General features: G+C 69.6%; 13 protein-coding genes. 11 read left to right on the top strand and 2 right to left on the bottom strand.

Going from position 1 to position 18282, the window contains the following annotated elements:
- The 8 genes from IBL26_RS08435 to IBL26_RS08470 all read left to right on the top strand — a co-directional run.
- On the top strand, positions 1-689 hold a 689-nt coding region (locus IBL26_RS08435), incomplete at its 5' end, for a uracil-DNA glycosylase (protein WP_187784037.1).
- A 428-nt stretch (positions 690-1117) separates the two neighbouring features.
- Positions 1118-2671 carry a lytic transglycosylase domain-containing protein gene (locus tag IBL26_RS08440; RefSeq protein WP_241749167.1) on the top strand — a complete coding sequence of 518 codons (1554 nt, stop codon included), beginning with the start codon at positions 1118-1120 and terminating at the stop codon, positions 2669-2671.
- A 448-nt stretch (positions 2672-3119) separates the two neighbouring features.
- Positions 3120-5630, top strand: coding sequence for an ATP-binding response regulator (locus tag IBL26_RS08445; RefSeq protein WP_187784039.1), 2511 nt, complete (start codon positions 3120-3122; stop codon positions 5628-5630).
- On the top strand, positions 5627-6022 hold the full coding sequence (locus tag IBL26_RS08450; protein ID WP_187784040.1) for a response regulator: 396 nt from the start codon (positions 5627-5629) through the stop codon (positions 6020-6022). Before IBL26_RS08445 ends, IBL26_RS08450 begins: the two co-directional genes overlap by 4 nt.
- Position 6023: 1 nt before the next feature.
- Positions 6024-7649, top strand: a complete 1626-nt coding sequence (locus IBL26_RS08455; RefSeq protein WP_187784041.1) for a diguanylate cyclase — start codon at positions 6024-6026, stop codon at positions 7647-7649.
- A gap of 12 nt (positions 7650-7661) precedes the next feature.
- Positions 7662-8198, top strand: a complete 537-nt coding sequence (gene moaB / locus IBL26_RS08460; protein ID WP_187784042.1) for a molybdenum cofactor biosynthesis protein B — start codon at positions 7662-7664, stop codon at positions 8196-8198.
- Between the two features lie 355 nt (positions 8199-8553).
- Positions 8554-9606 (top strand): amino acid ABC transporter substrate-binding protein, encoded by a 1053-nt coding sequence (locus tag IBL26_RS08465; RefSeq protein WP_241749169.1) that lies wholly within the window; start codon positions 8554-8556, stop codon positions 9604-9606.
- 278 nt (positions 9607-9884) lie between these two features.
- Complete coding sequence (locus IBL26_RS08470) at positions 9885-11018, top strand: PA0069 family radical SAM protein (protein WP_187784043.1); 1134 nt, start codon at positions 9885-9887, stop codon at positions 11016-11018.
- A 423-nt stretch (positions 11019-11441) separates the two neighbouring features.
- On the opposite strand, the gene IBL26_RS08475 is transcribed toward IBL26_RS08470, so the two are convergent.
- Together IBL26_RS08475 and purD are read right to left on the bottom strand one after the other, a co-directional pair.
- Positions 11442-12620 carry a right-handed parallel beta-helix repeat-containing protein gene (locus IBL26_RS08475; protein WP_241749171.1) on the bottom strand — a complete coding sequence of 393 codons (1179 nt, stop codon included), beginning with the start codon at positions 12618-12620 and terminating at the stop codon, positions 11442-11444.
- A gap of 182 nt (positions 12621-12802) precedes the next feature.
- Positions 12803-14071 (bottom strand): phosphoribosylamine--glycine ligase, encoded by a 1269-nt coding sequence (purD, locus tag IBL26_RS08480; protein WP_187784045.1) that lies wholly within the window; start codon positions 14069-14071, stop codon positions 12803-12805.
- A gap of 475 nt (positions 14072-14546) precedes the next feature.
- Between purD and xseA the strand changes: the two genes are divergently transcribed.
- Genes xseA through IBL26_RS08495 form a run of 3 tightly spaced genes read left to right on the top strand, consistent with a single transcriptional unit; the run spans position 14547 to position 17995 of the window.
- Entirely contained in the window at positions 14547-16031 is a 1485-nt protein-coding gene (gene xseA / locus IBL26_RS08485; RefSeq protein ID WP_187784046.1) for an exodeoxyribonuclease VII large subunit, read from the top strand.
- The gene (locus IBL26_RS08490; RefSeq protein WP_187784047.1) at positions 16028-16888 is read left to right on the top strand and encodes a M23 family metallopeptidase; all 861 of its coding nucleotides are present in this window, start codon (positions 16028-16030) and stop codon (positions 16886-16888) included. The genes xseA and IBL26_RS08490 overlap by 4 nt, the downstream gene beginning before the upstream one ends.
- 27 nt (positions 16889-16915) lie before the next feature.
- Positions 16916-17995, top strand: a complete 1080-nt coding sequence (locus IBL26_RS08495; protein WP_187784048.1) for a helix-turn-helix transcriptional regulator — start codon at positions 16916-16918, stop codon at positions 17993-17995.
- Positions 17996-18282: the final 287 nt, after the last annotated feature.

The following is an 18282-nucleotide window of genomic DNA, read 5'->3' on the forward strand; positions in this document are numbered from 1 at the left end:
CGCCCCCCGCCGCCGCCCGGCCCCGGCGCGGCGCCACCGTGCTGCCCATGCCGGCCGTGCCCGCCGCCGCCAGCCTCGCCGCCGGGGCCCATAGCCTGGAAGCGCTGCGCGAGGCGCTGCGTCAGGTGGACACCCCGCTGCGGGAGACCGCCACCAACCTGGTCTTCGCCGATGGCAATCCGCGCGCGCCGGTCATGTTCATCGGCGAGGCACCGGGCGCGGACGAGGACCGGCAAGGCAAGCCCTTCGTCGGCCAGTCCGGCCAGTTGCTGGACCGCATGCTGGCCAGCATTGGCCTGGACCGCACGGCCGAGGCACCGGACCGCGCCTTCTACATCAGCAACATCCTGCCCTGGCGCCCCCCCGGCAACCGCAACCCGACGGATGCCGAGGTCACGCTGTTCATGCCGTTCGTGCTGCGCCACATCGCCCTGGTGCGGCCGAAGCGGCTGGTGCTGCTCGGCGGCGTCTCGGCCAAGGCCGTGCTGCGGGCGAAGGACGGCATCACTCGCCTGCGTGGCCGCTGGCACAGCCTGGAGACGGATTCAGGCTCGCTGCCCGTGCTGCCCACCTGGCACCCGGCCTACCTGCTGCGGACTCCGTCCGCCAAGCGCGACGCTTGGGCCGATCTGGTGTTGCTGCGGCGCACTCTTGACGCGGAAAACGACGCTCCAGCCTCCGATTTATAACAAAATCGTGAAGCAACTTCGGGCGCCAAACACCTGTTTTTGCAGCCGCCCGTCTCGCTAAACGGGATTCGTCCCGGTCATCGGAATTGCCAGGGGCGCCGCAGGCCCGTATCGCTGCCCCCGCCATGCAAGCGATCTGCCCCATGGCCCTGCGTCACCGCCTCATCGCCGTTCTCGGCATGGGCGTGGTGGCGACGACCACTGTCGGGGTTCAGGCCCCGGCTTTGGCGCAAGGGGCCGGAGAGACCGCCCTCGCCGAACAGGCCATGAACGTGCCACGGCCCGCCCTCCGCAACGGGGTTCCGGGTCTGCCGCAGGTTCTCGCGCCGTCTGATGCAGCCCGTCTCGGCCGCATCTTTGAGCTCCAGGCGAGGGGAGATAGTGCAACAGCGACCAGAGAGGCCGAGCGGCTGGATGACCGCAGGCTGATGGGACATGTCCTGGCCGATCGTTGGCTGCGCCCCGGCGCCGCCGAACCCTCGGTCGCCGAGTTGCACACCTGGTTGGCGGAGTATTCCGACCACCCGGACGCCACCGCGGTGTTCGCCATGCTGCGCCGCCGCCTGCCGCAGAACGCGCCGCAGCCGCCGGCCCCGACGGACGACTCGCTCACCGCCGATGCCGATACGGTACCGGAGGAGCGCGACCCCGCCGCCCGCACCGTGCAGCGCGATTCGCGGCTGGACCGCCTGGTCCGCTCCCGCGTCAGCGACGGCGACGTGGACGGCGCGCTCTCCGCCATCGCCCGCGGTGCCAGCGGCACCTACGCCGCGCTGCTGCAGGGCGAGGTGGCCCTGACGCTGTTCCACAAGGCGCGGGACGAGGAAGCCTACCGCCTCGCCGCCGAGGTGGCACGTCAGAACCCCAATATTGCCCATCCCGCCTTCGTGGCCGGCCTGGCCGCCTGGGGCATGGGCCGCCCGGACCAGGCGCTGGCGCAGTTCGAGGCCGCCGCGCGTGCCGAGATCGGCCCGCCCGCCCTGCGTGCCGCCGCCGCCTTCTGGACGGCGCGCGCCGCCGTGCGCACCCGCCGCCCGCAGCTCTACGTTCCCTGGATGCTCCAGGCGGCGCAGGAGCCACGTACCTTCTATGGCCTGATCGCCCGGCGCGTGCTGGGCCTCGCTCCCGGCTTCGCCTGGGAGCGGGACGTGGCTGGCGAGGCCGAGGGCATCGCCCTGGCCGAGACCGCCGCCGGCTGGCGCGCCCTGGCGCTGCTGCAGATCGGCCAACGCGACCGGGCGGAGGCGGAACTTCGCCGCCTATGGCCGATCGCGCAGAACAACCCCAGCCTCTCCAGCGCCATGCTGTCCGTGGCTAGGCAGGCGGGGATGACGGAACTGGTCTCCCAGGTCGCCTCCCTCGCCCAGACGCGGGACGGCCGCCCGCGCGACTACGACCGCTTCCCCCTGCCCCGGCTGGAGCCCACCGGCGGCTTCAGCGTCGACCCGGCCCTGCTCTACGCCCTGGCGCTGCAGGAATCCCGCTTCGACGCGCGGGCCGTCTCCTCCGCTGGCGCACGCGGCATGATGCAGATCATGCCAGCCACGGCGGCCTATATCCTCAGCGATCCCAGCCTGCGCGGCCGCGGCGTCTCCCGCCTCAACGACCCGTCCTTCTCGCTGGAAGTGGCGCAGCGCTACCTGCACCACCTGGTGGAGCGGGACGTGGTGGATGGGGACCTGATCCGCGTGCTGGCCGCCTATAATAACGGCCCGGGCAACCTGGCCCGCTGGGCGCCCGTCGCCGCGCACCGCAACGACCCCTTCCTGTTCATCGAATCGATCCCGGTGAACGAGACGCGGGCCTATGTGCAGCGCGTCCTGGCTTATTCCTGGATCTACGCCAGCCGCCTCGGCCTGCCCGCGCCCAGCCTGGACGCGCTGGCCAGCGGGGATTTCCCCCGCTTCCATCCGCAAGGCAGCGCCTTCGCGGTGAACGGCCAGCAGGACCGTCCGGGGCTGCGCCGGGCCGTGTCCCGCTGAGGCGCCTGTAGGAGAAGGCCGGGGAAGGAATTCCCCGGTCCCCTTCTTTTCCTTCTTCGAGCTTGGCGTTGCGCCTCAGGACTGAGAGCGGACGCCGCTTGATGGTTCTCATCGTGGGCCACGCGGGCCGAACCGTCAGTCGCCGGAAGTCCTAGACCTCCGGCGTAGTCCGCCGTCTCCCATGACCGCGCCCTCAGTCGCCACACCCGTAAGACTCAAGAAAAGAACGGGTCCGGGGAATTCTATCCCCGGGCTTATTCTTGCTCCCAGGACACCACCACGCCCAGCGGGGCCATCCTCATAAGTGATACAACGCGTCATTTTCTACGCGGATTGCCCCGCTCAGGTCGTTGTTGCGCCTGCTTACACTCCATGCAAAGTCGCCATCTGAGACGACGCCGGCTGCTGTTCCAGCCCCCGGCGGTTCGCGACGCGGGATCTCTCCGACATGGCTCGACGCAACGCCAGAATACGCCTGGCCATCCTGGGTGGCGCGCTTTCGCTGCTGGTCCTGCTGGGGGCCGGCGGCGCCACCGCCTGGTGGGTGATCCAGGACGGAGTGGAGCAGCGCGCGCTGGTCGACCGCACGCATGCCATGATCGAGAACCTGCTGGAGACCGAGACCAGCCTGATCGAGGCGGTGACGGAGCGAAACCTGGTCCTCTCCACCGGCGGCGCGCAGACGAGCGACGCCATGGAGATGGCGCTGGAGCGCGGCAAGCGGAACCTCGACCAGCTGGACGAGATGATGCAGAGCCCGGATCAGCGCGTCCGCCTGGCGACGTTCACGCAAGGCTTTACGCAGCTGGGGCAGCGCCTGCGCGCAACCCTGGCGGCCCAGGAGCGGGGCGAGGCGCAGGAGCTGATGCCGCTGATCCGCGAAGCGACGCGGGACCGCCGCGCCCTGTTCCGCCTGAGCACCGAGATGACCGCGGAGGAACGCCGGCTGCTGGCGCTGCGGGCCGCCGCAGCGCAGGAGACCAACGGCAACGTCGCCTGGCTGTTCGGCGGCATGCTGGTTGTCGCGCTGCTGATCGGCGGGCTTGGCCTGTGGGCGCTGTACCGCCACCTGCACGGCAATGCGGAGCGCTACGCCACACTGGCGGCATCCGAGCGCCAGGCCCAGGCCGCCAACGCCGCGCTGGAGGAAAGCCAGGGAAGGCTGCAATCCATCCTGGACCACGCCCGTGACCCGATCCTGGTGGTGGAGGGCGACAACACCATCTCCGTCGTCAACCAGGCGGCGGCCGAGCAGTTCCGCATGACGGTGGAGGCGATGATCGGCCAGCCGGTGCAGGCCCTGGTGCCCGCCTTCGGCGCCCGCTCGGGCGAGGTGCTGGGCATGCGGCCGGACGGTTCCTCCTTCCCCGCCGAAATCTCGATCGGCCAGTATGTGGAACAGGGCCGCAACGCCTCGGTCTGCGTGCTGCGGGACGTGACGGAGCGCCGCCGGCTGGAACAGCTGAAGAGCGAGTTCGTCTCCACCGTCAGCCACGAGCTGCGCACGCCGCTGACCTCCATCCGTGCCTCGCTCGGCCTGATCGCCGGCGGCGTGGCCGGCGAGGTGTCGCCCGAGGTGCGGGAGCTGCTGGACATCGCCTACAACAACAGCGAGCGGCTGGTGCTGCTGGTCAACGACATCCTCGACATGGAGAAGATCGAGAGCGGCCGCCTGGAATTCCGGCGGGAGCGGCTGCCGGCCCGCCGCATTCTGGAACAGGCGGTCGAGGCCAACCGGGCCTACGGCGCCCAGTTCGGCGTCGGCTTCACCCTGACGCCGCCGGTGGGCCCGGATGCGGACGCGGCGGTCTATGCCGATGCCGGGCGCATCCAGCAGGTGCTGGCCAACCTGCTCTCCAACGCCGCCAAGTTCTCTCCGCGCGACGGCGTGGTGGAAGTCAGCCTGGCCATCGATGCCGGCAACATCACCTTCCACGTGCGCGACCACGGCAAGGGTATCCCCGCCGAGTTCCGCGACCGCATCTTCCAGCGCTTCGCCCAGGCGGATTCGTCCGACGTGCGGCAGAAGGGCGGCACCGGCCTTGGCCTGTCGATCAGCAAGGCGATCGTCGAGCACCATGGCGGCGTCGTCGGCTTTGACGATGCGGAGGGCGGCGGCACCCTGTTCTGGTTCACCCTGCCCCGGCTGGCGGAACGGCTGCCGATGCAGTCGCCGCTGCCCGCCGCCACCGGCAAGGGCCGCCGCCGCGCCCTGATCGTCGAGGACGATGCCGATGTCGCGCTGCTGCTGAGCCGGATGCTGGGCCAGCATGGCTGGGACAGCGAGGTGGCCCGCAACGCCGCCGAGGCCTTCGAGAGCCTGGACCGCGCCAGCTTCGACGCGATGACGCTGGACCTGATGCTGCCGGACGAGGACGGGCTCTCCGTCTTCCGCCGCCTGCGCCAGCGGCCGGATGGAAAGGCGCTGCCGGTCATCGTCGTCTCCGCCATTGCCGACCAGGGCAAGGTGCAGCTGAACGGCGATGCCGTCGGCGTCGTCGACTGGCTGGACAAGCCGATCGACCAGCTCAGGCTGCGGGAGGCGCTGCGCCAGGCGCTGCGCACCAGCGACCGCCCGGCCCGCATCCTGCACGTGGAGGACGACCACGACATCGTCCGCGTCGTCTCGGCCGTGATGGGGGACGAGGCGCAGATCATCCCCGCCCGCACCCTGGCCGAGGCCCGCGCCACGCTGGCGGCGGATGCCAATTTCGCCCTGGTCATCGTCGATGTCGGCCTGCCGGACGGCAGCGGGCTGGACCTGCTGGGCGAGCTGCGCCACCTGCCCAAGCCACCTCCGGTGCTGATCTTCTCCGCCAGCGACTACGATGCCGGCACGGCGCGCCATGTCGCCGCCTCCCTGGTGAAGAGCCGTACGGAGAACCGGGAACTGCACGAGACCATCCGCCACCTGATCGAGCAGCTGCCACCCGGCGGCGGCCCGGAGGCCCAGCCATGACCGACCAGCCCCTGACCCGCATCCTCTATGTCGAGGATGATGCCGACGTGCGGAAGCTTGCCACCTTCGCGCTGAAGATGGTCGGCAAGTTCACCGTGGAGGCCTGCTCCTCCGGTGAGGAAGCGTTGGAGAAGGCGGTGGAATTCGCGCCACAATTGCTGCTGCTGGATGTGATGATGCCCGGCATGGACGGCCCCACCACCCTGGCCCGCCTGCGGGAACTGCCGGAGATCGCGCCGGTGCCGGCGATGTTCATGACCGCCAAGGTGCAGCCGCAGGAAGTGCAGCGCTACCGCGACCTCGGCAGCCTCGACGTCATCTCCAAGCCGTTCGACCCGATGACGCTCTCCGCCACCGTGCGCGAGATCTGGGGCCGCCAAGGGGATCGCTGAGATGGCCGATTCGCCCGAGCAGGAAATCCGCGACGCCCTGCGCCGCCTGCGCGCCGAGGGTGTGCAGCGCCTGGGCGAGCGCGTGGATGAAGTGGCGGAAGGCTGGGCGGCGCTGGCCGACCGCGCCGCGTGGGACGAGGCCGCCCGCCAGGCGGCGCGGGACCTGGCGGCCAGCGCCCACCGGCTGGCCGGCGCCGGTGGCACCTTCGGCTTTCCCGCCATTTCCCTCGCCGCCGCGCCGCTGGAGGTGATGCTGCTCGGCCTCAGCGAGCATGTGGGCGATTCGACCGACCGCTTGGGCCAGACCGCGCATCTGGTGGAGACCGTCCGCGCCGCCTGGGCTGCCGGCCCTGTCTCCTCCAGCGGCATGGAGGGCGAGGCCGGGGCGGCCGCGCATCCGGGCGGCGCCGAAGCGATCTTCCTGTTCTCCGCCCCCGGCGAGCAGGCGACGCTGGCCGCCATCATCACCAATCTCGGCTACGCGCTGGAACAGGTGGCGGATTTCGCCAGCCTGGACAGCCAGCCCGCCGGCCGCATGGCCGCCGCGGTGGTGGACGATGCGCTGCCGGATGCGGCGGCGCTGTGCGGGCAGCTTTCCACCCTGTGCCCGGTCATCCTGCTGGCGCAGGAAGGCGGCTTCGAGGCCCGGCTGGCCGCCGCCCGCGCCGGCGTCACCGCCGTGGTGGCCAAGCCGGTCGAGGTGAACGAGCTGGCCGACTGGCTGGACCACTTCGCCAGCCGCAACGCCCAGGCGCGCTACTCCATCCTGGTGGTGGACGACGACCCGCTGCTGGCCGAGGCCTATGCCCTGACCCTGCGCCGCGCCGGCATGCTGGTGACGGTGGTGAGCGACCCCTCCCGCGCCATCGAGGCCCTGGCCGCCGCCACGCCCGACCTGATCCTGATGGACGTGCAGATGCCGGAGGTCGATGGCATCGAGCTCGCCCGCGTCATCCGCCAGACACGGCGCCACCTCTCCCTGCCCATCGTCTTTCTCTCCGCCGAGCAGGACACGGCGCGGCAATTGCTGGCCCGCAAGCTGGGCGGCGACGACTTCATCCCCAAGCCCGTGGATCTCGACCGGCTGGTGACGCTGGTGCGGCTGCGGGCGGAGCGTGCCCGCTCCCTCCGCGCCGTCATGGAAAGCGACAGCCTCACCGGCCTGCTCAACCACGCCCGCTTCAAGGAACGGCTGGCGCTAGAGCTGGAGCGCGCCCGGCGGGAAGGCCAGGAACTCAGCCTGGCCATCATCGACCTGGACCACTTCAAGGGCGTCAACGACACCCATGGACACCTGGTGGGGGATCGGGTGATCCGCGGCCTGGCGCGCAGCCTGCGCAAGCACCTGCGGCGCACCGACGTCATCGGCCGCTATGGCGGCGAGGAATTCGCCGCCCTTCTACCCAGCACCAGCCCCGAGCAGGCCGCCGCGCGGCTGGACAAGATCCGCGAGCGCTTCGGCGCCACGCCCTTCGATGGCGCCCACGGCCCCTTCAGCGTCACCTACAGCGCCGGCATCGCCGGCAGCTTGCCGCATGAGGGACCGGAGGCCTTGATTTCCGCCGCCGATGCCGCCCTCTATGCGGCCAAGCGCGCCGGCCGTAACCGGGTGGAGCGGGATCAGTAACAGGGGCACGCCATGCCGATCGATGAGAGCCTGACCTTCCTGCCGGTCAACATCGCCATCCTCACCGTCTCCGACACCCGTGACCTGACCACCGACAAATCCGGCCAGCTGCTGGCCGACCGCGTGGCCGAGGCCGGGCATGTGGTGCATTCCCGCCGCATCGTCCGCGACGACGCAGACGCCATCGAGGCCGTGCTGCGCCGCTGGATCGCGGACCCCGAGATCGATGTCGGCATCACCACCGGCGGCACCGGCATCACCGGCCGGGACGTCACGCCGGAAGCCTTCGCCCGGGTGCTGGACAAGGAGATCACCGGCTTCGGCGAGCTGTTCCGCATGCTCAGCTACCAGAAGATCGGCACCAGCACGATGCAGTCCCGCGCCCTCGGCGGCGTGGCCGGCGGCACCTACCTGTTCGCCCTGCCCGGCTCCTCCGGCGCGGTGCGCGATGCGTGGGACGACATCCTGCGCTTCCAGCTGGATGTGCGGCACAAGCCCTGCAACCTGGTGGAACTGATGCCGCGCCTGCTGGAGCATCTGCGGGGCTGAGGGCGGAAGAGGCAAAGCCAGGTAAGGTCAGGGGAATGAATTCCCCTGAAACCCCTTCTTTTTTCTGCGAGTCTTTCGGTTGTGGCTGTTAGGGCGTCGGCCTTCTTGAATCCGTGCGTGGGCGCGCCGGAGGTCCATGACTTCCTGCGACTGACGGTGCAGCCCGCGTCGCCTTCAGATCCATACAGGCTTCGCCATCTGGCGCTGCCCTTTGGTCTCGAAGCCCCAATCTTAAACTGAATAAAAAGAAGTAGGGGGTCCGGGGGAATTCTTTCCCCCGGCCTTCCCTTGCACTTCACCAACCCCCAATCCGCTCTACTCTGCACGTCCCCCCTTTTCAGGATGGAGGTGCCGAATGAGCCGCATGACTGGACGAGCGCGACGCAGCCTGTTGGCCCTGGGCGCCTTCTGCGCCGGCCTGTTGGCGACCGAGGCGGCCTTCGCGGCCGACCCGCCAGCCGCTTCCCGCACCCTGAACGCCATCCGCGAGCGCGGCAGCGTCATTTGCGGCGTGCAGAACGACAACCCGCCCTTCTCGCTGCCGGACAGCCAGGGGCAGTGGCGTGGGCTGGACGTCGATTCCTGCCGCGCGCTGGCCGCCGCCACCCTGGGCGATGCCAGCAAGGTCACCATCCGCGCCGTCACCGGCCTGACGCGCTTCCCGTCCCTGCAGAGCGGCGAGATCGACGTGCTGTTCGGCAGCACCACCTGGACGACGACGCGGGAAAGCGCCCTCGGCCTGGTCTTCGCCGGTGCCAACTACTACAGCGGCCAGGGCTTTCTGGTGCATTCGCGCCTGGGCGTGAAGACGCTGAAGGAGCTGGATGGCGCCTCCGTCTGCGTGCCGCCGGGCTCTACGACCGAGCTGATCATGCAGGACTGGGCCCGCAAGAATAATGTGACTTTCCGCCCGGTGGTGATCGACGACCCCAACCAGATCCAGTCCACCTTCCTCAGTGGCCGTTGCGACGTCTTTACCCGCGACCTCACCGGCCTCTCCGGCTTCCGTGCCCGCCAGCAGCGGCCGGAGGACTTCACCCTGCTGCCCGAGTTCATCTCGATGGAGCCGCTCGGCCCCTTCATCCGCAAGGGCGACGATGGCTGGCTGGATATCGTCCGCTGGACCCAGCTGGCCCTGCTGGCAGCCGAGCAGATGGACATCACCGCCGCGAACGTGCGGGAACAGGCCGGCAGCGCCACCAACCCGGATATCCGCCGCCTGCTGGGCGCGGAAGGCGAAGTCGGCCCCAGCATGGGGCTGGACAAGGCCTGGGCCGCCCGCGCCATCGCCGCCGTCGGCAATTACGGTGAGGTCTGGCAGCGCAACGTGGCGCCGATGGGCCTGCCACGGGGCAATAACCGCCTGTGGGATCAGGGCGGGCTGATGTACGCGCCGCCGCTGCGCTGAGCGGACGGGAAGAAGGCTGGGGGAAGGAATTCCCCCAGGGCCCCATCTTCATTTTACAAGTTTCAGGGTCGGGCGGGGTCCGGGCTCTCCAGGCCTGGGCGGCAGGGCGTTCGGTATCGGCAAGGTCACGGCCTGGCTGCGTCGGTCAGGTGGTGTAGCCTGCCCTTCCCGATGTTCTCCCTATGGCCTCACATTCATTAACCATTCGTTCTATTGATGTTCTTGACTCTTGGCAGGGGTCGTCGCAAAGATCGCCTTGAACGAAAGGGGAACGCGGCATGCCTGACGGAAGCATCCACGACGCCTCCACCCTGCTCAACGGGGTCCGGAAAGGCCGGGGCGCCACCACCAACCCCGCCGTGCGATTCGACCGTCACTCCACCGCCGCCTTCGACGACGGCTGGGACACGCTGGGCGAAGACGCCGCCGAACTGCCCGCCCTGGCCACCACCCTGATCAAGGACAGCAGCCGCAGCGCGCTGGCCTGGAACAAGTCCCCTGATATCGGCTTCGACCGCTCCATCAACCCCTACCGGGGTTGCGAGCACGGCTGCATCTACTGCTTCGCCCGCCCCACCCACGCCTATCTGGGCTTCTCTCCCGGGCTGGATTTCGAAACCAAGCTGCTCTTCAAGCCGCAGATCGCCGAGCTGCTGGAGAAGGAGCTCCGCAAGCCCGGCTACAGCCCCGCCCCCATCGCCATCGGCACCAACACCGACCCCTACCAGCCGGTGGAGCGGACGCTGAAGCTGATGCGCGGCATCCTGGAAGTGCTGGAGCGGTTCAATCACCCCGTCACCATCGTCACGAAATCCGCCGGCGTGCTGCGGGACATGGATATCCTTGCCCGCATGGCGCAGCGCGGGCTCGCACGCGTCTGCCTCTCCGTCACCACGCTGGACCCGGCGCTAGCACGTATCCTGGAGCCCCGCGCCGCCACCCCCGCCCGCCGGCTGGATGCCCTGACCAAACTGGCCGCCGCCGGCATCCCCACCGCCGTGCTCGCCGCGCCCATGATTCCCGCCGTGAACGACATGGAGCTTGAACGTATACTGGAACGCGCCGCTGCCTGCGGCGTCGACCGCGCCGGCTTCGTGCTGCTGCGCCTGCCTCTGGAAATCGCCGACCTGTTCGAAGCCTGGCTGCGCGAACACATGCCGGACCGGGCGGAGCGCGTGATGTCCCTGGTCCGGCAAACGCGCGAAGGCGCGGCCTATAACAGCCGCTTCGGCCAGCGCCAGACCGGCACCGGCCCCTATGCCGAGATGCTGCGCCACCGCTTCCACGTCGCGGCCCGGCGGCTGGGGCTGGAACGCACCCAGCAAGGCCACACCTCGCAGTCCGGCCTGCGCTGCGATCTGTTCAGCGTGCCGCATATGCCGGGAGTGGCGACGCAGCTTCAGCTGTTCTGAGGCTTGAAGGAAGGCCGGGGAATGAATTCCCCGGCCCCCTTCTTTCTTTTTCCGATTTTTTGGGTGTGGCTGCGGCAAGGTTGGTCTGGTTTGAGACACGACCGGTTCGCGCAGGAGGATCATGTCCTCAGGTGACTTCGGGTTCAGCCCAGGTGCCCATTTCAAATATATTCAAGAGCGCTGGCTCTCGGCTGCGCTGACATTCTGCTGGCTGCGGCTGATGCGGAAATATTCATCCGTCCGAGGTGATGCAGCGCCAATGTAGGTTATTTGGCAGTGCTGCCAGCGTGAACGGCACGAACAGACGTCAGCGAACCATCCGTCAGACCCAAACTGTCACCTTAAGAGTCCAACGCCAAACTCGCAGAAAAAAGAAGGGATCCGGGGAATTCCTTCCCCGGCCTTCCTATCCCTCCCGAACGATCAGCGGGTCATCGGCCCATTGCCCTGCACCGTCGCCGTACCCGGCAGCACGGTCACACCGCCGCTCTGGCAGGTGTTGCCTTTCACTGTCAGGTCCCGCACCGGGTGCTGCAGGCGGTTGCGTTGGTCGGACCCCAGGCGGATGCAGTCGGAAGCCGCGGCGATGCGGTTGTCCTCCACCACGTTGCTGTCGTCAGAGACCCTGATTCCGACGGGCACGTTGCGGATAGTGTTGCCGATGACGCGGTTGCCCGGCGCCGCATCGGCGAACACGCCACGAGCCGGGTCCAGCCGCAGCATGCAGGCTTCCGGCCGCAGCCGCGATTCCTGCCGGGATGCGACGGCGATGCCGACCAGGCTGCCGCCATCGATGGTGTTGTTGCGGATGGTGTTGTTGGTGGTGGGCTGCACGCGCAGGAAGGCGTCCGGGTCGTTCGGGCGTTCCCCGCAATTGCGGTACAGGAAGATGCCGCCGGCCTTGTTGCCAACGATGGTGTTGCCCTCGATCACGTTGTCCGCCGAGGAATCGATGGCGATGCCCTCGCGCGTCCGTTCCCGCGCGAAGGGCACGTCGCCTTCATTGCCGAAGCCGTTCCGCAGCACGCGGGTGTTGGCGATGCGGCTGCGGCGGGAATCGTGGTCCAGGTAGATGCCGATGCTACCGTTTTCCTCGACGAGCGAGTCGAGCACCGTGGTGTCGTCGACATAGCCATCGATATATACGCCGCCGCCGGAGTTCCGCCGCGACGTCACGTTCTGCAGGGTGACATGCTGCGGCAGCAGGTTGCTATCCGGCCGCCCTCCGCCCGGCTGGACGATGCGAACCGATGTGACGGTGGAGCCGATATACACTCCGTTGCCGCGCGCCCCGGTGACGTTGCAGTTGCGGATCTGCACCTGGGAGACGCCGCGCTGGCCGCCCACCACCAGCGTCCGCGGCACCTTGTACTCGCCATCCAGCGTCGCGCCCCGGCAATCGAGTACCAGGTTGGAACCGGTGATGACCGTGGTGCCGGTGTAGCGGCAATTCGGCTCCAACTGGGTGGAGCGGGTGATCTCGAGGTTGCTGCCGCAGGCGGCCGGCTGCGCCGGGGCCTGGCCGCGCGGCTGGGCGAAGGCGGGCGCGCCCAGGAACAGCCCCCCGGCCAGCAGGGAGAATGCCAGCAGCCCACGCGGCAAAGCCGGCCCCTGCGGTTCCGCGCCCCCCTGTCGGCGGGCGGCAGGGCGATGTCCAGGCTGGTTCCGCATGCTGATGATCCCTTGGCAGAGTGGCTGCCGCACCCCGGCATGCACGGCCTCAGCCAATATGTACCTGCCGCGACGCGGAACCAGCCCCCTCCCGGGATCGTCAGATGGTTCGGCTACAGCGCCCGCCAGCCGATATCCCGCCGGCAGAAGCCCTGCGGCCAACGGATGGCGTCCACCGCCGCATAGGCGGCGTCATGCGCCTGCCGCAACGTGGCGCCGGAACCCGCAACGCCCAGCACCCGCCCGCCGGTGGAGACCAGCGCGCCATCCTCCCGCCGCGCGGTGCCGGCATGGAACACCTGGGCGCCGGGGACGCGGGCCGCATCCTCCAGTCCCTCGATCTCGGTGAGCTTGGCATAGGCGCCCGGGTAGCCCTGCGCCGCCATCACCACCACCATCGCCGCCTCGTCCGACCAGCGAAGCGAGAAGCGGTCCAGCTCTCCGTCGCATGCGGCCACCAGGGCGGCCAGCAGGTCGGATTGCAGACGCAGCATCAGCACCTGGCATTCCGGGTCGCCGAAGCGGACATTGAATTCGATCAGCCGCGGCCCCGTCGCCGTCAGCATCAGCCCGACGAACAGCACGCCGCGGAACGGCGTGCCCCGCTTCGCCATCTCTTCCAGGCTGGGGCGGACGATGCGGCTCATCACCTCGGCCTCGATGGCGTCGGTGAAGGCAGGCGGCGGAGAATAGGCACCCATGCCGCCGGTATTCGGCCCGGTATCGCCATCGCCGACGCGCTTATGGTCCTGCGCCGCCGCCATCGGCAGTGCCGTGGTGCCGTCGCACAGCGCGAAGAAGGAGACCTCCTGGCCGACCAGACACTCCTCCAGCAGGATCGTCGCGCCGGCCTCGCCATGCACGCGGCTTTCCATGATGTCGGCGATGGCGGCTTCCGCCTCGGCCACCGTCTCGGCCACGACCACGCCCTTGCCGGCGGCCAGGCCGTCGGCCTTCACCACGATGGGCGCGCCCTTCTGGCGCAGATAGGCGCGGGCGGCATCGGCATCGTCGAACTGCGCCCACTCGGCGCCCGGCACGCCGGCGGCGGTGGTCACCTCGCGGGTGAAGGTCTTGCTGCCTTCCAGGCGGGCGGCGGCGGCGCTTGGGCCGAAGCAGCGCAACCCGGCCTCTGCGCAGGCATCGGCCAGTCCGAGGGTCAGCGGGGCTTCCGGCCCCACCACCACCAGGTCCACTGCCTTGTCCCGCGCGAAGGCGACCAGGGCGGCCACGTCCTCGGCGCCGATCGGCACACATTCGGCCAGCTCGGCAATGCCGGCATTGCCCGGCGCGCACCACAGCTTCGTCAGCAGCGGGGACGCCGCCAGCGCCCAGGCCAGCGCATGCTCACGCCCACCGCCGCCCACCAGCAAAACCTTCATCACGACCCCCGCTTGCAAACGGCGTGGCGCTAGCATGGCACGCGCCGTCCGTCACCCTTGCCCTTGCCGCTGATGGTTCTCTGGCCTTGCGCCGGTGGGTATTCGGCATGGGAGAGGAAGGCCGGGGAAGGAATTCCCCGGACCCCTTCTTTTCTTTCTGGGAGTCCTCAGGGGGTGGTTGTGGAGGCGTTGGCCTTTTTGAACCCCGCCGTGGTCGCTCCGGAGGTCCAGGACCTCTAGCGACTGACGATTCAGCCCTCATGGCTATTCATATTCCTTATGGCTTCACCACCAGTCCTGAAGCCCCACACCAAACTCGAAGAAAAAAGATGGGGTTTCAGGGGAATTCTTTCCCCTGACCTTCCCTTCCCACCTCAACCCCGAATATCGTTCGATTCCAAAGCCGTACCACCATCTGGCCCCGTGCCGCCCCAGCCCTCGCCACACGGCGCCCGCCGCCGCATACTGGGCAGCGATGGATACGACCGACGAAGCGCCCCGCACCAACGCCCCCGAATTCACCGTCTCGGAGATCAGCGGCGCCATCAAGCGCACCCTGGAAGGCGAGTTCGGCCGCGTGCGGGTGCGCGGCGAGATCACCGAGCTAAAAGCTTACCCCTCCGGCCACATCTATCTGGCGCTGAAGGATGAAGGCGCGAAAATCCGCGCCATCATCTGGCGCTTCGCCGTTCCGCGCCTGACCCTGAAGCCGGAGAATGGGGTGGAGGTCATCGCCACCGGCAAGGTCTCCGCCTACGGCGAACGCTCCGACTACCAGCTCATCATCGACCGGTTGGAATATGCCGGCGAAGGCGCCTTGCTGGCCCGCATCGACGCCCTGCGCAAGAAGCTGGGCGCCGAAGGCCTGTTCGACGAGGCGCGCAAGAAGCCCCTGCCCCGCCTGCCGCGCGTCATCGGCGTGGTCAGCAGCGAGAAGGGCGCGGTGATCCAGGACATCCGCACCACCATCGCCCGGCGCTTCCCCAGCCATATCCTGCTCTGGCCGGTGCCGGTGCAGGGCCAGGGCGCGGCCGAGCAGATCGCCGCCGCCATCGAGGGCTTCTCCCGCCTCCCCGCCGGCATCCCGCGGCCGGATGTCATCATCGTCGCGCGGGGCGGTGGCAGCCTGGAGGATCTGATGGCCTTCAACGAGGAGATCGTCGTCCGCGCCGCCGCCAACTGCCCCATCCCGTTGATCTCGGCGGTGGGGCATGAAACGGACACCACGCTGATCGACTTCGCCTCCGACCGCCGCGCGCCGACGCCGACCGCCGCCGCCGAGCTGGCGGTGCCGGCGCGGGCGGAACTGCTGGCCGGGCTGCAGCAGACCTCCGCCCGGCTGCTCGGCTGCGGGCAGGCGATGCTGAACCAGGCGCGACTGCACCTCTCCCGCACCGAGGCGCGGATGCCGGACCTGCCCGGCATCGTCGGCGCCGCCCGCCAGCGGCTGGACGACCGGGCCGAGCGGTTAACCCTGGCCCCGACCGCGCTGCTGCACCGCAAGCGCGGCGCGCTGGACGCCATCGCCCCCCGCCTGCCCCACCCGCGCGAGACCCTGGCCGCGCACCGCCACGCCGTCGCGCAATCCGACACCCGCGCCCGCGCCGCCCTGCAACGCCTGACCGACCAGAGCCACGCCCGATTGGCCCGCATCGCCGACCCCGCCGCCGGCATGGCCGGCCGCCTGCGGGAAGCCCGGCTGCACCTGTCCAGCCTGGGCGCGCGGCTGGAGGGCGCTTCCTACCAGGGCGTACTGGCGCGCGGCTTCGCCCTGATCCGCACCGAGGACGGCCACGCCATCCCCTGCGCCGCCGATGTCGCCCCCGGCGCCCGGCTGGCCGTGACGATGCGGGACGGCAGCTTCGCCGCCACCGCCGATGGTGCTGGCGCCCCGCCCGCGCCCGCCGCGCCGCCGCCCCGCAAACGCCCGACCAAACCGGAACAGGGATCGCTGCTGTGATCATCCGCCGCCATTTTCTCGCCCTGCCGGCCCTGCTGGCCGCCGCCCCCTCCTGCGCCCGGGGGCCGGACGGCGCGCCGGGAACGCAGCCCACCGCCAGCGCTGCGCAACCGCTCCGCATCGGCCCCGAGGGGCTGGCGCAGGGCGGGCTGGCGCTCGGCCAGGCCACGCCCGGCAGCCGCATCACGCTGGATGGCAAGCCGGTGCAGGTCTCGCCCGATGGCCGCTTCGTCCTCGGCTTCAGCCGCGACGCCGCGCCGGTCGCCCGCCTGGCCGTCACCACCCCCGGCCGCGGCACCGAGCAGCGGGATCTGGCGATCGCCCAGCGGGAATGGGACGTGCAACGCCTCAACGGCCTGCCCGCCGCCATGGTCTCCCCCAACGCGCGGCAGCTGGAGCGCATCAACGCCGAACGCAAGCGCATCGCCGCCACCCGCGCGGTGGACAGCGACCTGCCCTATTTCACCGAGCCGTTCATCCGCCCCGCCCCCGGCCGCATCAGCGGCGTCTATGGCAGCCAGCGCATCCTGAACGGCGAGCCGCGCGCACCGCATCTGGGGCTGGACATCGCCGCCCCGACCGGCACCCCGGCGCTCGCCATGGGCAGCGGCCGGGTGCTGCTGGCGGCGGATCTGTACTTCACCGGCAACACCATCATCTTGGATCACGGGCACGGTGTGACCACCCTCTACGCCCATCTGTCCGCCATCAACGTGGCGGAGGGGCAGAGCGTGCGGCAGCGCCAGCGCATCGGCGCAACCGGCGCCACCGGGCGAGTGACCGGCCCGCATCTCCACCTTGGGGTGAATTGGCTCACCACGGCGCTGGACCCGGGGCCCCTGTTACCGGCAGCATAACGTTCAAACTGCTCCGGAACCTCGGCCATGGAATCGCTGATCGACCGGATTTACGAAGCCGCCCTGATCCCCGAGCAATGGGACGAGGTGCTGGTCTCGCTCAACCGCATCGGCGGCGGCCTGGGCACGACGCTGTTCACCTCCAGCAACGGCCCGATGCGCTGGCTCGCCACCCCGGGCCTGTATGACCTGATACGCGGCATGGTCGAGAGGGGCGAGCTGCGGGAAAACGACCGCCACGTGCGCGCCCTGGCGCTGGACCATGCTGGCTTCGTCGGTGACCAGCACTTGTTCGCGCCGGAGGAACGGCTGCAATCCACCCTGCACCAGCGCTTTCTGGCCCCCAACGGCCTGGGCTGGTGCGCCGGCACGTTGATCCGCCCGCCCTCCGGCGACGTCCTGGTCCTCTCCATCGAACGGCTGGAGCGGGACGGCCCGGTCTCGGCGGAGGTCCTGGAGCAGTTGGACGGCCTGCGCCCCCATCTGGCCCGCGCCGCCCTGGTGGCCAGCCGCCTGAAGATGGAACAGGCCCGCGCCGCCGTGGCCGCGCTGGAGCTGATGGGCCTGCCCGCCGCCATGCTGGGCCGCAGCGGCCGCACCCTGGCCATGAACAACCTGCTGGGCGCCATGACGCCGCAGGTGGTGCAGGACCGCCAGGACCGCCTGCAACTGACCAACAGGGAAGCCGACCCGCTGCTGGCCACCGCGCTGGAAAGCCTGCGGGCCGCCCAAGGCACCTCCACCCGCTCCATCCCCATCCCGGGGCGGGAGGGGCAGTCCCCCATGGTGCTGCACCTGGTGCCGGTGCGCGGCCAGGCACGGGACATCTTCAGCGACACGCTGGCCCTGGCGGTCATTACCCCCGTCACCCATGGCGGCGTGGCCCAGCCGGACGTCATCCAGGGCCTGTTCGACCTGACCCCGGCCGAGGCCCGCGTCGCCCGCAGCATCGCCAGCGGCAACACACCGGAAGCCACAGCCCTCAACCAGGGCGTCTCGGTCGAGACCATCCGCAAGCAGCTCGCCGCCGTCCTGGCCAAAACCGGCCTGCGCCGCCAGGCGTCCCTGGTCGGGCTGCTGACGGGGACAGCGCCTCCATCGGCGTGAGGAGAGGCGCGACGCCTTGGGGCCGGTTCTTGCTGTCGAGGGCGGAAGAAGGCCGGGGAAGGAATTCCCCGGACCCCATCTTCTTTTTGCGCGTTTGAGTTGCGCTTCAGGGCCGTGAGAGGACGTTGGATTGGGTACGGGAGAGTATGAGCGGCGAACCTGCACCTCGGTTTCCGAAGCGGCGCACCGTCCTTGTCACACCATCGCCGAAGCCTTGAGCCTTGAGCCTTGAGCCTTGAGCCTTGAGCCTTGAGCCTTGAGCCTTGAGCCTTGAGCCTTGAGCCTTG

The sequence above is a fragment of the Teichococcus aerophilus genome (assembly GCF_014490485.1).
GTDB lineage: Bacteria > Pseudomonadota > Alphaproteobacteria > Acetobacterales > Acetobacteraceae > Pseudoroseomonas > Pseudoroseomonas aerophila.

Coding starts and splice junctions, on each gene's coding strand:
- IBL26_RS08440 (WP_241749167.1), top strand. CDS start 1,118: ATGGGACATGTCCTGGCCGATCGTTGGCTGCGCCCCGGCGCCGCCGAA.
- IBL26_RS08445 (WP_187784039.1), top strand. CDS start 3,120: ATGGCTCGACGCAACGCCAGAATACGCCTGGCCATCCTGGGTGGCGCG.
- IBL26_RS08450 (WP_187784040.1), top strand. CDS start 5,627: ATGACCGACCAGCCCCTGACCCGCATCCTCTATGTCGAGGATGATGCC.
- IBL26_RS08455 (WP_187784041.1), top strand. CDS start 6,024: ATGGCCGATTCGCCCGAGCAGGAAATCCGCGACGCCCTGCGCCGCCTG.
- moaB (WP_187784042.1), top strand. CDS start 7,662: ATGCCGATCGATGAGAGCCTGACCTTCCTGCCGGTCAACATCGCCATC.
- IBL26_RS08465 (WP_241749169.1), top strand. CDS start 8,554: ATGAGCCGCATGACTGGACGAGCGCGACGCAGCCTGTTGGCCCTGGGC.
- IBL26_RS08470 (WP_187784043.1), top strand. CDS start 9,885: ATGCCTGACGGAAGCATCCACGACGCCTCCACCCTGCTCAACGGGGTC.
- purD (WP_187784045.1), bottom strand. CDS start 14,071: ATGAAGGTTTTGCTGGTGGGCGGCGGTGGGCGTGAGCATGCGCTGGCC.
- xseA (WP_187784046.1), top strand. CDS start 14,547: ATGGATACGACCGACGAAGCGCCCCGCACCAACGCCCCCGAATTCACC.
- IBL26_RS08495 (WP_187784048.1), top strand. CDS start 16,916: ATGGAATCGCTGATCGACCGGATTTACGAAGCCGCCCTGATCCCCGAG.